A 19,098-nucleotide genomic window follows, 5' to 3' on the forward strand; every position below is an offset into this window, starting at 1 on the left:
GGCGTTGACTTTTGGCACGCTGTTGAGTTCTCAAGGAACGGACGCTTCCTTTGTACTCACCCTCTCGGGCTTTCCTCCGGGCGCTTCCCTTCGGTCTTGCGTTTCCGACTCTATCAGACCGTTTTCCGATCCGATTTCCTCGGTGCTTTCCAGGTTCCCGCTCCGCTTTCGCTTCGCGTTTCCCTTTCCGGCGGTTCCGACTTTATCAGAAGTTCTCAGCCGGTCTGACCGGGCTTCGCTTTCCGATTTATCGGGGGCTTCTTCGTAATCGAAGCCGATTACGGAAGCAGATAGATGTTCACCGTCGCCCATCTGGACCAGGTCCAGCTCCAGGCAACTGTTCGAATCTACCTCCCCACCCGCTCCGTGTCAACGGCTCCGGTGGGGCGAAGAGGAGACTAGCAGCTCAGCGGACCGAAACGCACATCAGGCGGCTGTCGGCACGGTGGCGCTTCGCTCGGTCGGCGCCACGTCTCCGGTGTCACCTGCGCGCACGGCACGGCCGCCCAGGACGTAGACGTACGCCAGGAAGGCCAGTTCCACCGCGAAGCCGATGCCGATGCGAGCCCAGGTGGGCAGACCTGAGGGCGTGACGAAGCCTTCGATCGCGCCGGAGACGAACAGGACCAGGGCCAGTCCTATGGCCATGCCCACCGCTGCCCGTCCCTCCTCGGCCAGGGCTGTGCGGCGCGCGCGCGTGCCCGGGTCGATCAGGGTCCAGCCGAGACGCAGTCCCGTACCGGCAGCCACGAAGACCGCGGTCAGTTCGAGCAGGCCGTGCGGCAGGATCAGGCCGAGGAACGTGTCGAGCCGGCCGGCCGAGGACATCAGTCCGATGCCGACCCCCAGGTTGAGCATGTTCTCGAAGAGGATCCACAGCACCGGCAGTCCCAGGAAGACGCCCAGGACGAGGCACATGGCGGCGGCCTGGGCGTTGTTCGTCCAGACCTGGGCGGCGAAGGCGGTCGCGGGGTGGTCCGAGTAGTACGTCTCGTACTCGCCGCCGGGACGGGTGAGCTGCCGTAGCTCGGCAGGAGCCGCGATGGTGGCCTGGACCGCCGGGTGCGTGCCGATCCACCAGCCCAGGAGGGCGGCCACGGCGACCGAGAGGAGTGCCGTGGGCACCCACCAGTGCCGCGCTCGGTAGACCGCCGCGGGGAAGCCTTCCAGCAGGAAGCGGGTGACGTCCCGCCATGAGGCCCGGCGGGTTCCGGTCACCGCTCCGCGCGCGCGGGCGACCAGCTGGCTCAGCCGACCCGTCAGCAGTGGATCGGGGGCGCTGGAGCGGATCAGCGAGAGGTGAGTGGCCGCACGCTGGTAGAGGACGATCAGTTCGTCGGCCTCCGTGCCGGTGAGGCGACGCCGACGGCCGAGCAGTGCTTCGAGGCGGTCCCACTCGGCTCGGTGGGCGGAGACGAAGACGTCCAGGTCCATCGTGTCTGCCTGCTCCTCGGCTGGTTGGTCGACTGTCCGCCGGATGTGTCAGCTTGTCCTACTGCGACGCGACGGCCCTCAGCTTGGCAGACTGGCGGTCTTCGGGGCAGGCCAGGGAAGGGCGGCGGGGCGTGAGCGAGCTGGTGACGGGTGAGGCGGTGGCGCTGGAGCTGCGTCCGGCGAGGCTGCCCAGCAGGGCGCTGGCCGTACTGCTCGACCTCGTCGTGGCGATGGCCGTCTACGTCCCGGTGAGCGTGGGGCTGCTGGCTGCCACGGCCTCGCTGGACGCGGCGGCGCAGATCGCGCTGTCGATCGCGACCTTCCTGCTCGTCCTCGTGGGTGGGCCGATCGCGGTCGAGACGCTCAGTCACGGGCGCTCCCTGGGGAAACTGGCGTGCGGGCTGCGTGTCGTCCGGGACGACGGCGGACCCATCCGGTTCCGGCACGCGCTGGTGCGTGGCGCGATCGGCGTGGTGGAGATCCTGATGACGTTCGGGGTCGTCGCCTGCATCGCTTCCCTGGTGTCGGCGCGGGGGCGGCGGCTGGGCGACGTGTTCGCGGGGACGCTCGTCGTGCGCGAACGGATACCGGCCGGGCAGGCGGTTCCGGCACCGCCTCCGCCGCCGTGGCTGGCCGGGCGGTTCTCGGCGCTCGATCTGTCGGCGGTGCCGGACGGGCTGTGGCTGGCCGTGCGCCAGTACCTGACGCGGATGCGTCAGCTGGATCCGCAGGTCGGCTGGGGCATCGCGCAGCGCCTCGCCGCCGACCTCTCCGCGTGCACCGGTACTGCGGCGCCGGCCGAGGTGCCGCCGGCGATGTACCTGGCAGCGGTGTTGCAGGAGCGGCAGGTCCGGGAAGCCCGGCGGGCGTTCGGGAGCTCTTCGGCCGACGTCCCCGCGGCCCGGCCGCGCTTCGCGTCGCCGGCGTCTACGTCTCGCGCTCCGGCACCGGCTCCGTCGCCTGCCGTTCCGCAGTCGCCGGTGGCGCCGTCTCCGGCACCTGTCGCGCCTCGGGGACCGGGCGGGGGCGAGCCGCCCGCCACGGGGTTCGTGCCGCCCTCGTAGGCCCGGGCGGTCGGAGGTCCGGTTGCGCTCGTCGCGGGGCCCGGTGGGGGGCGCTCGGTCCGCGCTCAGGCTTCGAAGACGGACGGCGGTGACTGGAGGTCCTCCAGCTCGACGCCGGGGGCGGCCAGGACGACGTCGCCGGCGATGTGCACCGTGTGGCGTTCGCCCGTGTCCAGGGCTGTGACCTTGTATTCGTCCACGGTCAGGGGGCCGTTGTCAGTGGCGTGTGCTTCTCTTTTCACCAGGGCCCAGGACTGGTCCACGGTGCGGGGGGCGAGGACCGGATCCGTGAAGGTGACGAGGCGTACGCGGGTGGCGGAGGCCGAGGGGGTGAGGCGCAGGAGACGAGCGGTGGCGACGAGGAACGCGGGGGACGTGCCGGTGAAGGCGTGGGCGCGCACATTGCCTTCGGTGGCGTGGGTTCCGGTGGGGTCGGTGCGCACCCAGGTGAGGCCGTCGAGGGCGGCGCCGCGCACCTGCCAGCCGCCCGCGTGCAGTTCGAGGCGGAGGGGGCGGCCGAGTGCGTCGAGTGCGAGGTCGACCGAGCCGCGGTGATCGCCGGAGGGGGAGATGACCTGGGAGACGTAGCGCCAGCCCGACGGGCCCGGTGCGCACTGGAAGTGTTCTTCCGCGAAGGGGGTGTGATCGTGCGGATCGTGGAGCGAATAGCGGCCGCGGGGCATGGGGGTCCTGGGGCTTGACGGGGCGGTCCGGCCAACGGGGCAGGCCCCCGGCACGGGGGTGCGGGGGCCTGCCTCGGAGGACCGGGGAACCGGTGGACCGGGCGAGCCTGCGGTGTGGCTCGCGGGTCGGTCCGTGGGAGCGGTCAGTAGCGGTAGTGGTCCGCCTTGTACGGGCCGTCGACCTCCACGCCGATGTACGACGCCTGCTCGGGACGGAGCCGGGTCAGCTTCACGCCGAGCGCGTCGAGGTGGAGGCGGGCGACCTTCTCGTCGAGGTGCTTGGGCAGCACGTAGACGCCGGTCGGGTACTCGTCGGGCTTGGTGAACAGCTCGATCTGGGCCAGGGTCTGGTCCGCGAAGGAGTTGGACATCACGAACGACGGGTGACCGGTGGCGTTGCCCAGGTTGAGCAGGCGCCCCTCGGACAGCACGATGATCACCTTGCCGTCCGGGAAGGTCCAGGTGTGGACCTGCGGCTTGACCTCGTCCTTGACGATGCCGGGGATCTTGGCGAGGCCGGCCATGTCGATCTCGTTGTCGAAGTGGCCGATGTTGCCGACGATCGCCTGGTGCTTCATCTTCGCCATGTCGGAGGCGAGGATGATGTCCTTGTTGCCGGTGGTGGTGACGAAGATGTCGGCGGTCTCGACGACGTCGTCCAGGGTCGTGACCTGGTATCCGTCCATCGCCGCCTGCAGGGCGCAGATCGGGTCGATCTCCGTGATGATCACGCGGGCGCCCTGGCCGCGCAGCGACTCCGCGCAGCCCTTGCCCACGTCGCCGTAGCCGCAGACGACGGCGGTCTTGCCGCCGATCAGGACGTCGGTGGCACGGTTGATGCCGTCGACCAGGGAGTGCCGGCAGCCGTACTTGTTGTCGAACTTGGACTTGGTCACCGCGTCGTTGACGTTGATCGCGGGGAAGAGGAGGGTGCCGTCGCGCTGCATCTCGTACAGCCGGTGCACGCCGGTGGTGGTCTCCTCGGTCACGCCGCGGATCTCGGAGGACAGCTGGGTCCACTTCTGGGGGTTCTCGCCCAGGGTGCGGGTCAGCAGCTGGAGGATGACGCGGTGCTCGTCGGACTCGGCGGTGTCGACCGAGGGGACCTTGCCGTCCTTCTCGTACTCGACGCCCTTGTGGACGAGGAGGGTGGCGTCACCGCCGTCGTCGAGGATCATGTTCGGGCCGCCGGTGGCGGCGTCGGGCCAGGTCAGCGCCTGCTCCGTGCACCACCAGTACTCCTCCAGGGACTCGCCCTTCCAGGCGAAGACCGGGACGCCCTGGGGGTTCTCCGGGGTGCCGTGGGGGCCGACCGCGATGGCGGCGGCGGCGTGGTCCTGGGTGGAGAAGATGTTGCAGGACGCCCAGCGGACGCGGGCACCGAGGGCCGTGAGGGTCTCGATGAGGACGGCGGTCTGCACGGTCATGTGCAGGGAGCCGGTGATGCGGGCGCCCTTCAGCGGCTGCTTCTCCGCGTACTCCTTGCGGATCGCCATCAGGCCGGGCATCTCGTGCTCGGCGAGGGTGATCTCCTTGCGGCCGAACTCTGCCAGGGACAGGTCGGCGACCTTGAAGTCCTGTCGGCTGTCGACAGTCGTCATTACGGGCTGCTCCTCGGGATCGGGTCGAGGTGGGTACGGCTGACCTGCGCGGCGGCGGACACAGGGGTGCCCGAGGAGGACACAGGCATGCCCGCGTGCGCGCAGCGCAGTCCGTCGGAGGCCCTCTCTCCCTCGGCCGGCCCGTCCTCGGGCCGCCCGACCGCCATCAGCAGCGACGTCTGGCTCCGTCCCAAGCTACACCGCAGTGCCCTGCGGCCCCAGTCCGCCTCCGCGCAGATCGGGCCGTTCGTGGGTCAGTGACCGCCGCCGTGCGGGTTCGGTCCGCCGGGGGTGGCCTCGGGGTCCGCTCCCTTGGCGGCCTCCGCCTCGCTGTAGATGTCGGGTTCGAGGTAGATGACGCGGGCGATGGGGACGGCGGCGCGGATACGGGACTCCGCGGCGTCGATGGCGGCGGCGACCTCGGCGGCGGTGTCGTCGTGCCGCACCGCGATCTTGGCGGCGACGAGCAGTTCCTCCGGACCGAGGTGGAGGGTGCGCATGTGGATGATGCCGGTGACGGTGTCGCCCTCGACGGTGGCGGTCTTGATCTTCTCGACCACGTCGGCGCCTGCGGCCTCACCGAGCAGCAGCGACTTGGTCTCGGCGGCCAGGACGAGGGCGATCAGGACGAGCAGCACACCGATGCAGACGGTGCCGATGCCGTCCCAGACGCCGTCGCCGGTGAGCAGGGAGAGTCCGACGCCGCCGAGGGCGAGGACGAGGCCGATCAGGGCGCCGAAGTCCTCCAGGAGGACGACGGGCAGCTCGGGCGCCTTGGCGCGGCGGATGAACTGCACCCAGGAGAGCTTGCCGCGCAGTTCGGCGGACTCCTTGATGGCCGTGCGGAAGGAGAAGCCCTCGGCGCAGATCGCGAAGGCGAGGACGGCCACCGGCCAGTACCAGTTCTCCAGTTCGTGCGGGTGGCTGATCTTCTCGTAGCCCTCGTAGATGGCGAACATGCCGCCGATGGAGAACAGCACGATGGAGACCAGGAAGGCGTAGACGTAGCGCTCGCGGCCGTAGCCGAACGGGTGCTGCTCGGTCGCCTCGCGCTGGGCCTTCTTGCCGCCGATCAGCAGCAGGAACTGGTTGCCCGAGTCGGCGACCGAGTGCACGCCCTCGGCGAGCATCGACGATGAGCCGCTGAAGGCGAAGGCCACGAACTTCGATACCGCGATCGCGAGGTTGGCGCCGAGTGCCGCCACGATCGCCCTGGTTCCGCCTGACGCGCTCATGTGTTCGCGTTGTCCCTTCGCCTTCGTGTCGCCTTCGTACGGGGTGCGTACGTGTTCGCACGCCTTCGTGCGCCTTCGTACGGGGCGAACGCCGCTGTCGCGCACGTGTCCGTGCCCGGCCTCGCCCTTTGCCCGCCCTTTGCCGGTGGGTCATTGTTGCAGCCCCGCCGGGCGGCGGTACGTCAGGTCACCACATGCCCGGGTGCGTACATCCGGCAGGTCAGACGACGACCGTCGCGCGGAAGAGCGTGCCGGCGCCGGCGACCTCGGCCTTCTCGCCCGCCGGGACGAACACGGAACCGCCCGGGGTGAGTTCGTGCTCGCCCGCCCGTACGGAACCGGCGGTGCAGAGCAGGATCTGCGGGGTGCGCAGGGTGAGGTCGTGGGCCGGGGCGCCCGCCGGGAGGACGTAGCGGGACAGCCGGAACTCGTCGATGGGCGTCTCGTAGACCTCCTCGCCGTCCCGGGCGGCCTCGGGGCGCAGCACGCCGGGGTCGCCCGCCTCGAAGCGGACGATGCGCAGGAGTTCGGGGACGTCGACGTGCTTGGGGGTCAGGCCGCAGCGCAGGACGTTGTCGGAGTTGGCCATGATCTCCACGCCGAGGCCGCTGAGGTAGGCGTGCGGGATGCCGGCGCCGAGGAAGAGGGCCTCACCGGGCTGGAGGCGGACGTGGTTGAGGAGCATCGCGGCCAGGACGCCCGGGTCGCCGGGGTAGTGGTGCGCGATGCCCGCGTAGGGGGCGTGGTCGCCGCCGAGGCGGGCGCAGGCGGTGGCGGCCTCGGTGACCGTGCGGGTCATCTCCGCGGGGTCGGCGGTGAGGATCGCGGTCAGCACCTCGCGCAGGGCCGCCTCTTCGGGATGGGCTCGCAGCAGGTCGACGTAGGGCTTGAGGGAGTCCACGTCGAGGGCGGCGAGCAGGTCGGCGGCCTCGCCGGGGGCACGGAAGCCGCACAGGCCGTCGAACTCGGTGAGCGCGCAGATCAGTTCCGGCTTGTGGTTGGCGTCCTTGTAGTTGCGGTGCGGGGCGTCGACGGGGACACCGCGGCGCTCCTCGTCGGCGTAGCCCTCCTTGGCCTGGCGGAGGTCGGGGTGGACCTGGAGGGAGAGAGGGGCGCCGGCGGCGAGGATCTTGAGCAGGAAGGGCAGGTGGGGGCCGAACTTCGCGACCGCCTCGGCGCCCAGTTCCCGCTCCGGGTCGGTGGCGATGACCTCCACGAGGGTGCCGCGCGCGGTGCGCGAGGGCGCGCCCGGGTGGGCGCCCATCCACATCTCCGCCTGCGGTTCGCCGCTCGGTTCGACGCCGAGGAGGTGGGGGATGGCGGTGGGGGAACCCCAGGCGTAGGGGCGGATGGTGTTGTCGAGGCGGTCCATGCGCTTCTCTCTGCAGTTCTGGTCAGCCACCGCAACCCCGTCGTACGGCGATCCGGGCGTCCAGGTCGTGTCGGGTCGGTCGTGTCGGGTCGGTCGCATCCGGACGGTCGTATCCGAACGGTCGTATCGGACCGCCCGTCTCGGGTCGGGTCCTGGAGTCAGGCCCTGGAGGCGAGCGACAGGTAGACGGCGGTGAAGTCCGTGACCGCGATGAGTTCCGCGAGACTCTCGATCTCGCCGCCGGGCTCCGGTTCCAGCTCGCTGATCGGCGTGTCGTGGCTGAGGGCCAGGTCACGGGCGGAGGGGGCGGCGGTGAGGCCACCGAGCGGGCGGTCGCGCAGCAGCACCACGCGGGCGTGCAGGGCGGGCGGCTCGTCGACACGGTCGCGGAAGAAGTCGTCGGGGTCGGCGCTGGCGGCCAGCGGGCCGGCGAGCAGGGCGCCGTGCGCGGCGAGCCCCTCGGGGAGTTCGGCGACGGCGGCGGGGATGCCGGACAGTTCGGCGAGAACGGCGGCGAACCGGCGGCCCGCGGGGCCCGCCGCGGCGCCCTCGGTCCAGATCACCGGCAGGGCGTCGGCGAGTTCCGCGGCGAGGGTCTTGGCCGGATTGCTGTACGTGGCGATGGCGGGTCCGCAGCGTTCGGCGATCTGGTCGAGCCGGTCGGCGGCGGCTTCCAGGGCGTCGGGCGGGGCGGTGAGCAGGCCGACGCGGTCCAGGAGCGCGAGCAGCGGGGTCAGCAGCGCCCAGAGCACGCCGGGTGCGGATCCGGCGAGGGGTTCGTCGTGGTCGTAGGGGGCGGTCGCCATCGGGATGAACAGGCCGTGGGCGCCTTCCATGGACTCGGCGAGCGGGGTGTGGGCCGGGGCGACGGCGACGACCGTGCACCCGCGGCGGTAGGCCTGGTCGGCGAGGGCGGACAGGCTCGGCTCGGTGCCGTCCGGGGTGGCGATGAGCAGCAGGTCCACGGAGCCGGCCCAGCCGGGCAGTTCCCAGCGCAGGGCGCCGGAGGCGGAGGCGACGCCGGTCGGCGCCAGCCGGGTGACGGGGCTGCCCGCTCCGGCGAGGGTGCCGAGCAGGTCGGCGGCGTGGGTGGCGGCGGCGCCGGGGCCGGCGATCAGAACGGCGCGCGGGCGGCCGTCGGGCTTGAGGCCGCCCACGCCCGCCTCGGCGGCGTGCCGGGCGGCGGTGCGGACGCGGGCGCCGGCCTCGGCCGCACCGCGGAGCAGTCCGCGGTGGTCGGCGGCGGCGAGCGCCTCCGGGGCGTCGAGCAGCGATTCGTCGAGCATGGGCGGCAGCCTCCGATCGGGTGCCGAACGCCGGGCACCGGGGCGTCGGAACGTCGGGTGGTCGGGACGGCGGGGCGTCTGGACCGCGGGTCGCGGACGGCGGGTGGGCTGGTCGGCGGTAGGCCGGTGGGCGGGGCCGGTCCGCGGGAGCCGGGCGACGGTGGGCCGGGCGGGCGGTCTTCCGGGGGCCGGGCCTCGGGCTCGTGCCCCGGCGCCGGCAGGTCCTCCGGTCGGCGGCGGCCGGGCCTCGCGCCGTCGGGGCGGCGGTCCGGCGGGGGTCAGGCGGGGCGGCGGGCCTCGTCGACGAGCAGCACGGGGATGCCGTCGCGGACCGGGTAGGCCAGCCCGCAGTCCTGACCGGTGCAGATCAGCTCGGTGTCCTGCTCCTCGAGGGGGGCGTGGCAGGCCGGGCAGGCGAGGATCTCCAGGAGGCCGGCTTCGAGCGGCATGGGGGTTCCCTTCGGGACTCGGGGTGCGTGTGTGGTTGTACGGACGTGCCTGGTCAGCGTACCGCCGGTCGGGGGCCCGGTGGCGGGGGTCGGCCCGGCTGGTGCCCGCCGGTGTCCGGCAGGTGTTCGGCCGGTGTCTGCCGGGGGCTGCCGGTGTCTCAGCCCCGGATGATCTGCAGGACTTCGTCGCGGACCTCGGCCATCGCCGCGGCGTCACGCGCCTCCGCGTTGAGCCGGAGCAGCGGTTCCGTGTTGGAGGGGCGCACGTTGAACCACCAGTCGGCGGCGGTGACCGTCAGGCCGTCGAGTTCGTCGAGGGTGACGTCGTCGCGGCCTGCGTAGGCGGCCCTGAGCGCGGCGAGGCGGCCGGCCTGGTCGGCGACCGTGGAGTTGATCTCGCCGGAGCCGGTGTAGCGGTCGTACTGGGCGACGAGGGCCGACAGGGGGCCGTCCTGGCCGCCCAGCGCCGCGAGGACGTGCAGGGCGGCCAGCATGCCCGTGTCGGCGTTCCAGAAGTCCTTGAAGTAGTAGTGCGCGGAGTGCTCGCCGCCGAAGATCGCGCCGGTCCTCGCCATCTCGGCCTTGATGAAGGAGTGGCCGACGCGGGTGCGCACCGGTGTGCCGCCGTTCTCCTTCACCACCTCCGGGACCGACCAGGAGGTGATGAGGTTGTGGATGATCACGCCCCTGCCGCCGTGCCGGGCCAGTTCGCGGGCGGCGACCAGCGCGGTGATCGCGGACGGGGAGACCGGCTCGCCGTGTTCGTCGACGACGAAGCAGCGGTCGGCGTCCCCGTCGAAGGCGAGGCCGAGGTCGGCGCCCTCCTCGCGGACCCGCTTCTGCAGGTCGGCGAGGTTGGCCGGGTCGAGCGGGTTGGCCTCGTGGTTGGGGAAGGTGCCGTCCAGCTCGAAGTACAGGGGGACCAGGTCTACGGGCAGGCCGGTGAGGACCGTGGGCACGGTGTGGCCGCCCATGCCGTTGCCCGCGTCGACGACGACCTTCAGGGGGCGGATGGTGGTCACGTCGACGAGGGAGCGCAGATGTGCCGCGTACTCCTCCAACGTGTCGCGCCGGGTGATGGTTCCCGTGCGCGCCGCCGGTTTCGGGGCGCCCGACTCGCGCCAGTCCTCGGTCAGTTCGCGGATCTCGGTCAGCCCGCTGTCCTGGCCGACGGGTGCGGCGCCCGCGCGGCACATCTTGATGCCGTTGTACCGCGCCGGGTTGTGCGAGGCCGTGAACATCGCGCCGGGCAGGCCCAACGCGCCCGAGGCGTAGTACAGCTGGTCCGTCGAGCAGAGTCCGATCTCGGTGACGTCGACGCCGAGCCGAGCCGCGCCGCGGGCGAAGGCGCGGGCCAGGCCGGGTGAGGAGGGCCGCATGTCGTGCCCGGTCACGATGGCGTCCGCCCCGGTCACCTCGGCGAAGGCCGCCCCGAACAGCTCGGCGAGCGACTCGTCCCACTGGTCCGGGACCACCCCGCGCACGTCGTACGCCTTGACGATCTGCGACAGATCAGCAGCCACGGCCAACCCTTCTGAAGTCCCAATCGGTCCCCACAAACTACCCGTCCCGGACGCCGCGGCCGACGCACGAGGCGAGTGGCGGGTGACGGGTGGCGTGGGAGGGGGCCGCGCCGAGCGGGGCGGAACGCGCGGCGGAGCATGGGGAGAACGGGGACGTCGTACCCGACCAGAGCCGTGGTGAACGGTTTTGTCAGTTGTCCGGCGAGCGCAGGACCCGCAGGTGGCCGCGGCGCGCGACCTCCATCGGGTCGGCCCCGCGGGCGCCGCCGCCACCGGCCTCGGCCGCCCGCTCCTGAGGACGGGCCGCCTCGCGCACGGCGTTGGCCAGCGCCTCCAGGTCGTCGCCGCTGGGCCGGGCGGGGGCCGAACCGTCGAGGAGCCGGACGACCTCCCAGCCGCGCGGGGCGGTGAGGCGCTCGGAGTGTTCGGCGCACAGGTCGTAGCAGTGCGGCTCGGCGTAGGTGGCGAGCGGGCCGAGGACGGCGGTCGAGTCGGCGTAGACGTACGTCAGCGTCGCTACGGCGGGACGGCCGCAAGCGGTGCGCGAACAGCGACGTACAGGGCTCACGACGTTGGACGGTACCGCACTCTTGAGCGGGCCGCGACGACTCTCCACCAGGTCACTCCCCCGTGTCGTGCTGTGAAACACCCCACACACTCCTTCCGACACACCCTACTGACCTGCGCGGACGGCGGATGTCGGGGTCTCGAACACCTCTTGTTCCGGTCACGATTGGGTACGAACACCGTCAATTGCCTTGAGATCGGCGGTCCCGGAGAGATACGGAATCGAGTCCGAGCTTGGCCGGAACCGGCATTGGGTGACCGGTCTCCACGCGGGCGGCACGGTGCCGGGACGGCATCCGGAACGAGGCGCGGGGGCCTGTCCGGGACTACCCTTCACCAGTGATGGACAACCGTGTACCACCCCCTGGCGCCGCGCCCGGGCCCCGACGACGTGATCGCCACGGCCGGGGCATGCGCGGACCGATCGCCCCACCGCAGGTGCCACTGGCCGCGAGCCGTGCCGAGGCGTTCGCGGACCTGGTGCAGGACTCCGTGGATCGGCTGGAGCGGCGGTGGCCGCAGCTGGCCGACATCGACTTCCTCGTCCTGGAGGTGCCGCGTCCGGCCGGGCCGGGCCAGGCTTGGAGCGACGAGCCGGTGCCGCTCGGCGACACCGTTCCCGCCGCTGAGGGGCGCCGGGCGCGGGTGGTGGTCTACCGGCGGCCGGTGGAGATCCGCAGCAAGGGCCGTGACGAGCGGGCCGCGCTGGTGCACGAGATCGTGGTCGAGCAGGTGGCCGAACTGCTGGGCCTGACCCCGGAGACGGTGGACCCGCGCTACGGGGAGGACTGAGCGTCGGCCCGGCCGGCGCCCCGCGCAAGTCCGTGAGCACGGCACCGGCGCGAGCCGGGCGGCCCGGCTCGCGCTCACGGCTTCTGCAGGACCGTCACGTCCTCGTCCGTGTGCGGGACCGAGACCGTCCCGCGGTCGTCCGGCAGGGTCTGGACCGTGAAGCCGGGGGCGCCCTCCACCGTCGCCGTGAGGGTGCGCGCCCCGTAGACCGGACCGCCGGACAGGCACTCCACCGTCAGGGCGTACGTGCCCTTCAGGCCGGCCGGGCGGGGCGGGGTGATGTCCTGGGTGGTGCCCGCCTTGACGGAGTACGTCTGCGACGCCGCCGTCCCGCCGTCGGTGCCCGCCGACGCGGTGACCTTGACCTGCGCGGTGGCGGTGGGGGCCGTCAGGGACAGCGTGGACCCCTTCGCGCTGTTGTCGGCGGACGTCGCCCGGGTGCCGACCGGGCCGGACGCCGGGATGAACGCCGTCTCCTGCTTGCTCCCCTTCCCCCGGGTCACCCGCAACGCGGCCACCACCGGCACGGGTGACGAGGCCTGGGTGAGGACCAGTGAGCCCGCCTCCCCGCGTGTGACGTCGCCCAGATCCACGGCGGCCGTGGTGCCACCCTTCAGGTGCACGGTCTCGTGCCCGGCCGGGGTGATCAGCCCGGTGGGCGAGGCCAGTTTCACCTTCAGGTCGGTGTCGGCGTCGGCGGGCGTGAAGGCGATCAGCCGCACGGAGGTGGCGTCCTTCGGGATGCCCGGCAGCACCAGGTCGGCGGCCGGGTCCGCGGCGGCCGCCAGCCAGTCCCCGCCGTTCTTGTCGTCGAGTGCCTGCACCGCCGCGCCGACCCTGCCGCTGCGCACGCTCACGTGCACCGTGAGGTCTTCCTGCCGCGTGTCGCCGAGGGTGGACAGCAGGACGGCCTCGCTGGAGCGCGGGGCGACGGTGATGCCCTCCCCCGCTGTCGACTTCACGGCGCCGTCCTTGCCGTACAGCTCGACGTCCACGACGGCGGCGGAGTCGTCGGGGTTGGTCAGGTGGACGTAGTCCGAGCGGCCGGAGGCGGTACTCGCGCCGGGGAACCAGAACTCGGTGTCCGGAGCGGTGCAGTCCACGCCCAGCAGGCCGCGTCCGGCCCCCGCCGCGACCTCCGTGGTCTGCTGCATGGTCCAGCCGGGCGCGAACTTGCCCTCGGCGGTGCCGATCAGCGCGGGCGCGTCCCCGCCCGAGGTGTCCCCGGCGACCGGCGTACCGGGCGTCTTGGGCTGCAGGGCGGGCCGGCCGGCCTTGTTCTTGCCGCCGTCCTTCCCCTTGCCCTTGCCCGAGGAGCCGCCGTCCGACTGCTCGGTGGCGGGCTGGAGTTGCGCCTTGCCGTCGCTGCCCGTCCCCTTCGTCACGGGGGTGAACGACGTGTACGAGGTGTCGGCTATGTCGGAGCTGCTCGGTGCGGGGCAGACCAGGGTGGTGCGTTCGACGGGGAGCTGGGCGGCGGCCTTCGCCGGGCCGGCGCCTGCCGCGTCGGGGCTTTCCAGCGCGGCGAATCCGGTGACGGCGGCGAGCGCGGCCACACCGGCGATCAGGGACAGGGTCGTGCGGTTCACTGCTGGCTCCCGTCGGGGCGCTCACTGCCGTTGCCGTGCGGGTGGTGCGGCTGTGCGGGGTCGTACTGCTGTTCGCCGTACTGCCGTTCGTCGTAGGGCTGCTCTTCGTAGGGCTGCTCCCCGTACGACTGGGGGTAGGTCTGGCCGTAGGAGGCGGGCGCTGCCTGGCCGCCGCCGTACGCGTACGGGTCGTACTGGCCGCTCTGGTACGGGTCGGCCTGGCCGCCCTGGTACGTCTGGTCGTACGCGCCCGCCGGGTACTGCTGGGGCTGGGCGGCGGCCTGGTACTGCTGGTCGCCGTAGGCGCCGTAGTCCGCGCCCGCCGGAGCCCCGGCGTAGGCGGTGGTGTCCCACTCGCCGTAGGACTGCTGGTGCGGTACGGCGGCCGGGGCGCCCTCCGCCGGCGCGGGCGCACTCTCCGGGTCCGGTGCCGGTGTCTCCTGCCCGGTGTCCTCGGACTCGGCCTGGGCGCGCAGCCGCCGGGCCCGGCGGCCCTCGCCGGTGACGGCCTGCGCGGGTGCGGGCTGCTCCTCGGGCAGGTCGTCGTCGACGTCGCGGCGGCGGCCGGGCAGGGCGAGCACGACGAGGACGACGGCGAGGGCGCCCTGGACCCACAGCCAGGCGGTGCGCCCGAGCGGGGCGTCGAAGGTGACGTCGAGCCTGCCGCCGGACGCGGGGAGCTGGAAGCCCTGGGCCCAGCCGTCGACGGTGGTGCGGGTGAGCGGCTTGCCGTCCAGGGTGGCGGTCCAGCCTGCGGCGGCTGAGTCGGCCAGGCGCAGTACGCGGCCCGCGGAGCCGGACGGGATGGTGGTGTGGATCTCGACGGGACCGGCGGCGACGGGCTGCGCGGCTGCGGTGCCCGAGCCGGAGGCGGTGCCCTGGGCGGGGAGGACGGCCGCGCGGGAGACCTCCTGGTTCACGCGCCACAGGGCACTGCCGTCCTGCTGGCTGAGCCGGGACAGGCCGGGGGTGGTGTCCAGGACGCGGCTGATCTCGCGGGGGGCGCCCTTGTGGACGAGCACGTAGCGCACGGCGAAGCCGCCGAGCTGGCCGGCCTGGTCGGCGCCCGAGCCGGCGACCAGGTTGGCGACGACCTTGTCGAGTCTGCTGTTCCCGCCGCCCGCCGAGACCAGTTCGGCGTCGCCCATGCGCACGCCGGAGCCGCGCACGAGCATGTAGCCGACGTGGGCCGGGGAGTCGCTGTCGAGGACCAGGGTGCGGGCCTGGTCGCGGGTGCTGCTCTCCTCGGCGACGAACGCGGGCACCTGCACGGGGTCGCGCCGCTCCAGCGGGCCGTCGGCGCCGCGGATCATCCAGCCGGCGACGACGAGCAGCGGGCCGGCGGCCGAGGCGAAGGCGATCAGCGCGGCGACCGGCTGGCGCCAGCCGAAGCTCTGTTCGGCCACGCGTGAGCGTGCCCCGTCGGCGCCGAGCAGGGCGGCGCTCAGCAGGGCGATGCCGTAGACGAGGGTCGCGGGTCCGGCCCAGGCGGAGCCGTTGGACAGGACGGCGAAGACGAACGACACCAGGGCCACCGACCAGGCGGCCCAGACGGCGAACTGGCGCTGCGAGCGCAGCAGGGCGGCGAGCGCGGCCAGGACGATCCCGATGAGCATCAGCCCGTGCACGGTGCCGGGGCCGCCCGGGGTGGCGCCCAGCAGGTCCAGGGCGGAGGCCGCCGAGGGGCCGTACTCGAGACCGGCCTCCTTGAAGAAGCCGGACGGAAGCAGCGTCAGCGACCAGGGGGCGAGCAGCAGCAGCGGGGTGAGCAACTGGGCCAGGAAGCGCAGCAGGTGGGCCACGAGGTCGCGGCGGCGCACGGCCAGGACGGCGAGGCCGAGGACGAGCGCGATGGGCCAGACGATGGGGGTGAAGGCGGTCGTGACGGTCAGCAGGAGGGCATACGCCCAGGTGGCGCGCCAGCTGCCGCGCGCGCCGGGGGGTGCGGTGAGGCCGCTCGCCGCGATGCCCGCGCGGGCGATCAGCGGCAGCAGGACGGCGAGCACGGCCGTGCCGATGCGTCCGCCGGCCAGTGCTCCGGTGGTGGCGGGCAGGAAGGCGTAGGCGACAGCCGCCCAGGCGCGCAGCAGGCGCGAGGGGACGAGGGGGCGGGAGGCGAAGTACGCGGTGAACCCGGCCAGGGGCACCGAGCCGACGAGCACGACGGTGACGGCGAGGCCCGTGGAGCCGAGCAGCAGGGACGCGAGCAGCGCCATGATCGCCAGGTAGGGCGGCGCGGAGGGCGTGCCTCCGGAGCCGACGGGGTGCCACGCGTCCAGGTAGCGCGACCACAGGTCGCCGGAACCGGCCGGGGCGGGCAGCAGGGCACCGCCCGCGAGGGCGCCGCCGCCGAGCAGACCGCGGCAGGCGATGAGGGAGACGAGCAGCAGGACCAGGAAGAGCACCGGGCCCGGTTTGCGGGCGATGCGCTTGAGGCGCGCGAACTGCTCGATCTCCAGGTAGTCGGCGTCCTCGCCGCCGGGCCCCGACTCGACGGCGCCGCCGTGCCGGCCCGCGGCCGAGGCCTCCGGGTCGGAGCTGCCCACGAGGTTGCCCGCAACCTGCTCGACGGTGGCGCGGACGGTTGCGCCGGGCGGCGGGAACAGGGCGCGCAGCTCGCCCTTGTCGATCTGGGAGGCGCCGCGTCCGCGCCGGCCCGCGATGATCCGCTCGGGGCGCAGCAGGGTGCCCGCCAGGCCGCGGATCTCGTCGAGGGCCTGTCCGGGGACCTTGCCGACGAGGTAGGCGACGGTGCGCAGCACGGTGCCGAGGACGATGCGTGCCAGCACCCAGGGCAGTGCCGCCGTGCGGGTGTTGACGAGGAGGGTGTAGACGGCGCCGGCCTTGTCGACCTTGTGCGGGGAGGCGGCGGTGCGGCCCACGCAGTCGACGGTGCGGCGCTCGCGGGAGGCCGCCTCGGCATGGCGGACGACGGCGTCGGGGGCGACGAGGACGCGGTGGCCGGCCGCGTGGGCGCGCCAGCACAGGTCGACGTCGTCGCGCATCAGGGGCAGCCGGCGGTCGAATCCGCCGAGCTGTTCGAAGATGTCACGCCGGATCAGCATGCCGGCGGTGGACACCGACAGGACCGGCCGTACGTGGTCGTGCTGGCCCTGGTCCTGTTCGCGGCGGTCCAGGCCGGTCCAGCGGCGGCCGGAGTTGGCGATGCTGACACCGACTTCGAGGAGTTGGCGGCGGTCGTACCAGCCGCGGAGCTTGGGGCCGACGACGGCCACGTCGTCGCGGCCGAGTTCGTGCTCGTTGTCGACGACGCGCAACAGCTGGGCCAGGGCATCGGGTTCGGGAGCGCAGTCGTCGTGCAGCAGCCAGAGCCACTGCACCGGTTCGCCGTGCGGGAGGTCGGGCAGGTCGTAGGCGTCGTCACGCCAGCTGCGGGTGACGGGGTCCCAGCCGCTGGGGCGCTTGAGGTAGGGCAGTTCGTCCGGGGTGAGGTGCGGGGCGGTGCGGACGGCCTCCTCGACGGCCTGGCCGAAGCCGGTGCGGCGGGCGAGGTGGAGCACGTGGTCGTCGCCGAGGGCGTCGCCGAGGACCTGGGCGGACGTGTCCGTACTGCCGGTGTCGGCCGCGACGGCGTACTGCACGGGCCGTTCCTGGCCGAGCAGCCCGGCGACCGCGTCGGGCAGCCAGCGGGCGCCGTCGTGGGAGACGAGGACGGCGGTCACGACGTGCCGCGGGAACTCCGGCGGACGGTCCGTCCCGGACTGCGCGGGTGCGAACTGCGTGGCGCGCGGGGGGTCCGACGGCGGTGCGGCGTCGTAGTGGGCTGCCGTATGGCTGTGCACGGACATCGAGATACACGGCCCCGGTTCGGTGGGTGCGGTGGACGCCTGTGCCGCCTGGGGCAGCGGGGCGTCTCGGACGAGCGACCACACTACTGGCTGGCCATGACGGCGGCCCGCCGCCTGTGGATAACCCACCTGCGACGGGCCGTTGGCGAGGATTCTGCGGGGATGTGCGGTGCCCGGCGGCCGGGCGGCGGTCAGACCGCGGCCTTCTTCAGGCGGCGCCGTTCCCGCTCGGAAAGGCCGCCCCAGATGCCGAAACGTTCGTCGTTGGCGAGGGCGTACTCGAGGCATTCGGAGCGGACCTCGCAGGCGAGACAGACCTTCTTGGCCTCGCGGGTGGAGCCGCCCTTCTCGGGGAAGAAGGACTCGGGGTCGGTCTGGGCGCACAGCGCGCGCTCCTGCCAGCCGAGTTCCTCGTCCGCGTCGTCGACCAGCAGTTGCTGCACCAGCTCGGTCATGTGCGCCCCTCGTCTGTCTTTCGCGTCCCCGTGATGTAGCCGTTACCGATACCGGCTGAACGACACGAGTGAAATTACAAGTGTGCTGCTCCGGGCGAGTCAAGCCGAGATCTGCTATTGAGCCCCTTATTCACTCTGCGGAACCAAGGCCATGCGGAAAGTGTTCAAATCGGCATAAACCTTGACACACAGCAGGGGGCTCGAAGGCCGCCCGCCCCGCACGGGCTCCCGTCGGAGCCCGCAAAGGGAAGGACGCCCAGGCCTTCGATCCCGTTCCGGACCGTGCGCCGAAGCGAAGCGGATCACATTCGGATCACGGGATCGCAACGGGGCTTGCGCGCCCGGCATGTGCGCCATGTGTCCCGGTCTCCCGCTGAGCAAACCTTTCATCTGAGAGATGAACCGGATGAGGTGAAACATGTCCCACATTCCGGTCCGCGAGTTGACAGCCCTGGTGTGAACCGATGTCCTTGTGGGCATGCTCGCGAACTCGGTACTCACCTCGACCCGCACCGCCGGGTCCCACGGTGCTGCCCGCGCTCGCTGTAGCTGTCGCCGCTGCGGCTGTTGAGCCCCGCGCCCCGCGCGCCCGCTCCAGTCGCCGTCCGGGCCCCCTGTGCGGCCCGGCGCCCGGTCCGCCGATCCGCGGTCCTGCCGATCGCCGATCTTCCCCGAGCTTCCTCCGAGGAACCACCGCACCTCATGAACAGCGACAGCGACCTCCAGATCGCGGGCGACCTCCTCCAGGTCCCGCACCTCCTCCAGGCACCGCGCGAGCACCCGGTCACCGTGGCCGAGTTCGTCGGCCTGGCCAGGTCCCTCGCGGCCGACCGCGCCCAATGGGAGCACCTGGTCCGGTACGACGCGACGACCCGCTGGTACCACCTGCTGCGCACCGCCCCCGGCTACGAGGTCTGGCTGCTGTCCTGGGTGCCGGGGCAGGGCAGCGGACTGCACGACCACGGTCGCTCCTCCGGGGTCCTGACCGTCCTGGACGGCACCCTGACCGAGCACACCCCGCGGGGCACGCGCGCGCTGGAGGCCGGTCAACAGCGCGTGTTCGCGCCGGGATACGTGCACGAGGTCGTCAACGACGCGCTGCGCCCGGCCGTCAGCCTGCACGTCTACTTCCCGGGCCTGACCGAGATGCCCATGCACCCGGCGCACACCGCCGCCCGGTGCGCCGCCGCCCCCGACGCCCGGGAAGCGGCCGGCGCCGTCAACGCCTGACCCGCGCCC

16 protein-coding genes are annotated in these 19,098 nt (G+C 72.8%); 3 read left to right on the forward strand and 13 right to left on the reverse strand.

Annotated features, from left to right (window positions below; all coding sequences use genetic code 11):
* Window positions 1-426: 426 nt before the first annotated feature.
* Window positions 427-1,434 (reverse strand): stage II sporulation protein M, encoded by a 1,008-nt coding sequence (locus ACFC02_RS25230; RefSeq protein WP_376361537.1) that lies wholly within the window; start codon window positions 1,432-1,434, stop codon window positions 427-429.
* A gap of 131 nt (window positions 1,435-1,565) precedes the next feature.
* On the opposite strand from ACFC02_RS25230, the gene ACFC02_RS25235 reads away from it, so the two are divergent.
* Complete coding sequence (locus ACFC02_RS25235) at window positions 1,566-2,498, forward strand: RDD family protein (protein ID WP_376361540.1); 933 nt, start codon at window positions 1,566-1,568, stop codon at window positions 2,496-2,498.
* Window positions 2,499-2,563: 65 nt separating this feature from the next.
* Here the strand turns inward: ACFC02_RS25235 and ACFC02_RS25240 are convergent, their stop codons facing one another.
* The 9 genes from ACFC02_RS25240 to ACFC02_RS25280 all read right to left on the reverse strand — a co-directional run bounded on the left by ACFC02_RS25240 (window position 2,564) and on the right by ACFC02_RS25280 (window position 11,263).
* Window positions 2,564-3,181, reverse strand: a complete 618-nt coding sequence (locus tag ACFC02_RS25240) for a hypothetical protein (protein ID WP_376361543.1) — start codon at window positions 3,179-3,181, stop codon at window positions 2,564-2,566.
* A 143-nt stretch (window positions 3,182-3,324) separates the two neighbouring features.
* Window positions 3,325-4,782, reverse strand: coding sequence for an adenosylhomocysteinase (gene ahcY / locus ACFC02_RS25245; RefSeq protein WP_376361545.1), 1,458 nt, complete (start codon window positions 4,780-4,782; stop codon window positions 3,325-3,327).
* Entirely contained in the window at window positions 4,782-4,976 is a 195-nt protein-coding gene (locus tag ACFC02_RS25250; RefSeq protein ID WP_376361548.1) for a hypothetical protein, read from the reverse strand. Before ACFC02_RS25250 ends, ahcY begins: the two co-directional genes overlap by 1 nt.
* A 60-nt stretch (window positions 4,977-5,036) precedes the next feature.
* Window positions 5,037-6,017, reverse strand: a complete 981-nt coding sequence (locus ACFC02_RS25255; RefSeq protein WP_376361551.1) for a cation diffusion facilitator family transporter — start codon at window positions 6,015-6,017, stop codon at window positions 5,037-5,039.
* A 220-nt stretch (window positions 6,018-6,237) separates the two neighbouring features.
* Window positions 6,238-7,389: a mannose-6-phosphate isomerase, class I gene (manA, locus tag ACFC02_RS25260; protein WP_376361554.1), complete on the reverse strand. Its 1,152-nt coding sequence runs from the start codon at window positions 7,387-7,389 to the stop codon at window positions 6,238-6,240.
* A gap of 158 nt (window positions 7,390-7,547) precedes the next feature.
* On the reverse strand, window positions 7,548-8,675 hold the full coding sequence (locus ACFC02_RS25265; protein ID WP_376361557.1) for an SIS domain-containing protein: 1,128 nt from the start codon (window positions 8,673-8,675) through the stop codon (window positions 7,548-7,550).
* Window positions 8,676-8,953: 278 nt separating this feature from the next.
* Window positions 8,954-9,124 (reverse strand): Trm112 family protein, encoded by a 171-nt coding sequence (locus ACFC02_RS25270; RefSeq protein WP_078936097.1) that lies wholly within the window; start codon window positions 9,122-9,124, stop codon window positions 8,954-8,956.
* Window positions 9,125-9,282: 158 nt separating this feature from the next.
* Complete coding sequence (locus ACFC02_RS25275; protein ID WP_376361561.1) at window positions 9,283-10,647, reverse strand: phosphomannomutase/phosphoglucomutase; 1,365 nt, start codon at window positions 10,645-10,647, stop codon at window positions 9,283-9,285.
* A 190-nt stretch (window positions 10,648-10,837) separates the two neighbouring features.
* The gene (locus ACFC02_RS25280; RefSeq protein ID WP_360976929.1) at window positions 10,838-11,263 is read right to left on the reverse strand and encodes a DUF3499 domain-containing protein; all 426 of its coding nucleotides are present in this window, start codon (window positions 11,261-11,263) and stop codon (window positions 10,838-10,840) included.
* Between the two features lie 293 nt (window positions 11,264-11,556).
* Between ACFC02_RS25280 and ACFC02_RS25285 the strand changes: the two genes are divergently transcribed.
* Window positions 11,557-12,006, forward strand: coding sequence for a metallopeptidase family protein (locus ACFC02_RS25285; RefSeq protein WP_360976967.1), 450 nt, complete (start codon window positions 11,557-11,559; stop codon window positions 12,004-12,006).
* A 74-nt stretch (window positions 12,007-12,080) separates the two neighbouring features.
* Here ACFC02_RS25285 and ACFC02_RS25290 read toward each other — a convergent pair whose 3' ends face one another.
* The 3 genes from ACFC02_RS25290 to ACFC02_RS25300 form a co-directional block, all read right to left on the reverse strand.
* The gene (locus ACFC02_RS25290) at window positions 12,081-13,595 is read right to left on the reverse strand and encodes a DUF5719 family protein (RefSeq protein WP_376361566.1); all 1,515 of its coding nucleotides are present in this window, start codon (window positions 13,593-13,595) and stop codon (window positions 12,081-12,083) included.
* The gene (locus ACFC02_RS25295) at window positions 13,592-17,404 is read right to left on the reverse strand and encodes a glycosyltransferase family 2 protein (RefSeq protein ID WP_376361569.1); all 3,813 of its coding nucleotides are present in this window, start codon (window positions 17,402-17,404) and stop codon (window positions 13,592-13,594) included. The genes ACFC02_RS25290 and ACFC02_RS25295 overlap by 4 nt, the downstream gene beginning before the upstream one ends.
* Before the next feature lie 191 nt (window positions 17,405-17,595).
* Window positions 17,596-17,859: a WhiB family transcriptional regulator gene (locus tag ACFC02_RS25300; RefSeq protein ID WP_003975777.1), complete on the reverse strand. Its 264-nt coding sequence runs from the start codon at window positions 17,857-17,859 to the stop codon at window positions 17,596-17,598.
* Window positions 17,860-18,561: 702 nt separating this feature from the next.
* Between ACFC02_RS25300 and ACFC02_RS25305 the strand changes: the two genes are divergently transcribed.
* Window positions 18,562-19,089 carry a cysteine dioxygenase family protein gene (locus ACFC02_RS25305; protein ID WP_376361572.1) on the forward strand — a complete coding sequence of 176 codons (528 nt, stop codon included), beginning with the start codon at window positions 18,562-18,564 and terminating at the stop codon, window positions 19,087-19,089.
* Window positions 19,090-19,098 lie beyond the last annotated feature (9 nt).

The organism is Streptomyces sp. NPDC056160 (assembly GCF_042268205.1).
Lineage (GTDB): Bacteria > Actinomycetota > Actinomycetes > Streptomycetales > Streptomycetaceae > Streptomyces.

Excerpts from the sequence above, each read along its gene's own strand:
- ACFC02_RS25300 (WP_003975777.1), bottom strand. The coding sequence starts at position 17,859 with ATGACCGAGCTGGTGCAGCAACTGCTGGTCGACGACGCGGACGAGGAA.
- ACFC02_RS25240 (WP_376361543.1), bottom strand. The coding sequence starts at position 3,181 with ATGCCCCGCGGCCGCTATTCGCTCCACGATCCGCACGATCACACCCCC.
- manA (WP_376361554.1), bottom strand. The coding sequence starts at position 7,389 with ATGGACCGCCTCGACAACACCATCCGCCCCTACGCCTGGGGTTCCCCC.
- ACFC02_RS25255 (WP_376361551.1), bottom strand. The coding sequence starts at position 6,017 with ATGAGCGCGTCAGGCGGAACCAGGGCGATCGTGGCGGCACTCGGCGCC.
- ACFC02_RS25230 (WP_376361537.1), bottom strand. The coding sequence starts at position 1,434 with ATGGACCTGGACGTCTTCGTCTCCGCCCACCGAGCCGAGTGGGACCGC.
- ACFC02_RS25270 (WP_078936097.1), bottom strand. The coding sequence starts at position 9,124 with ATGCCGCTCGAAGCCGGCCTCCTGGAGATCCTCGCCTGCCCGGCCTGC.
- ACFC02_RS25305 (WP_376361572.1), top strand. The coding sequence starts at position 18,562 with ATGAACAGCGACAGCGACCTCCAGATCGCGGGCGACCTCCTCCAGGTC.
- ahcY (WP_376361545.1), bottom strand. The coding sequence starts at position 4,782 with ATGACGACTGTCGACAGCCGACAGGACTTCAAGGTCGCCGACCTGTCC.
- ACFC02_RS25295 (WP_376361569.1), bottom strand. The coding sequence starts at position 17,404 with ATGTCCGTGCACAGCCATACGGCAGCCCACTACGACGCCGCACCGCCG.
- ACFC02_RS25265 (WP_376361557.1), bottom strand. The coding sequence starts at position 8,675 with ATGCTCGACGAATCGCTGCTCGACGCCCCGGAGGCGCTCGCCGCCGCC.
- ACFC02_RS25285 (WP_360976967.1), top strand. The coding sequence starts at position 11,557 with ATGGACAACCGTGTACCACCCCCTGGCGCCGCGCCCGGGCCCCGACGA.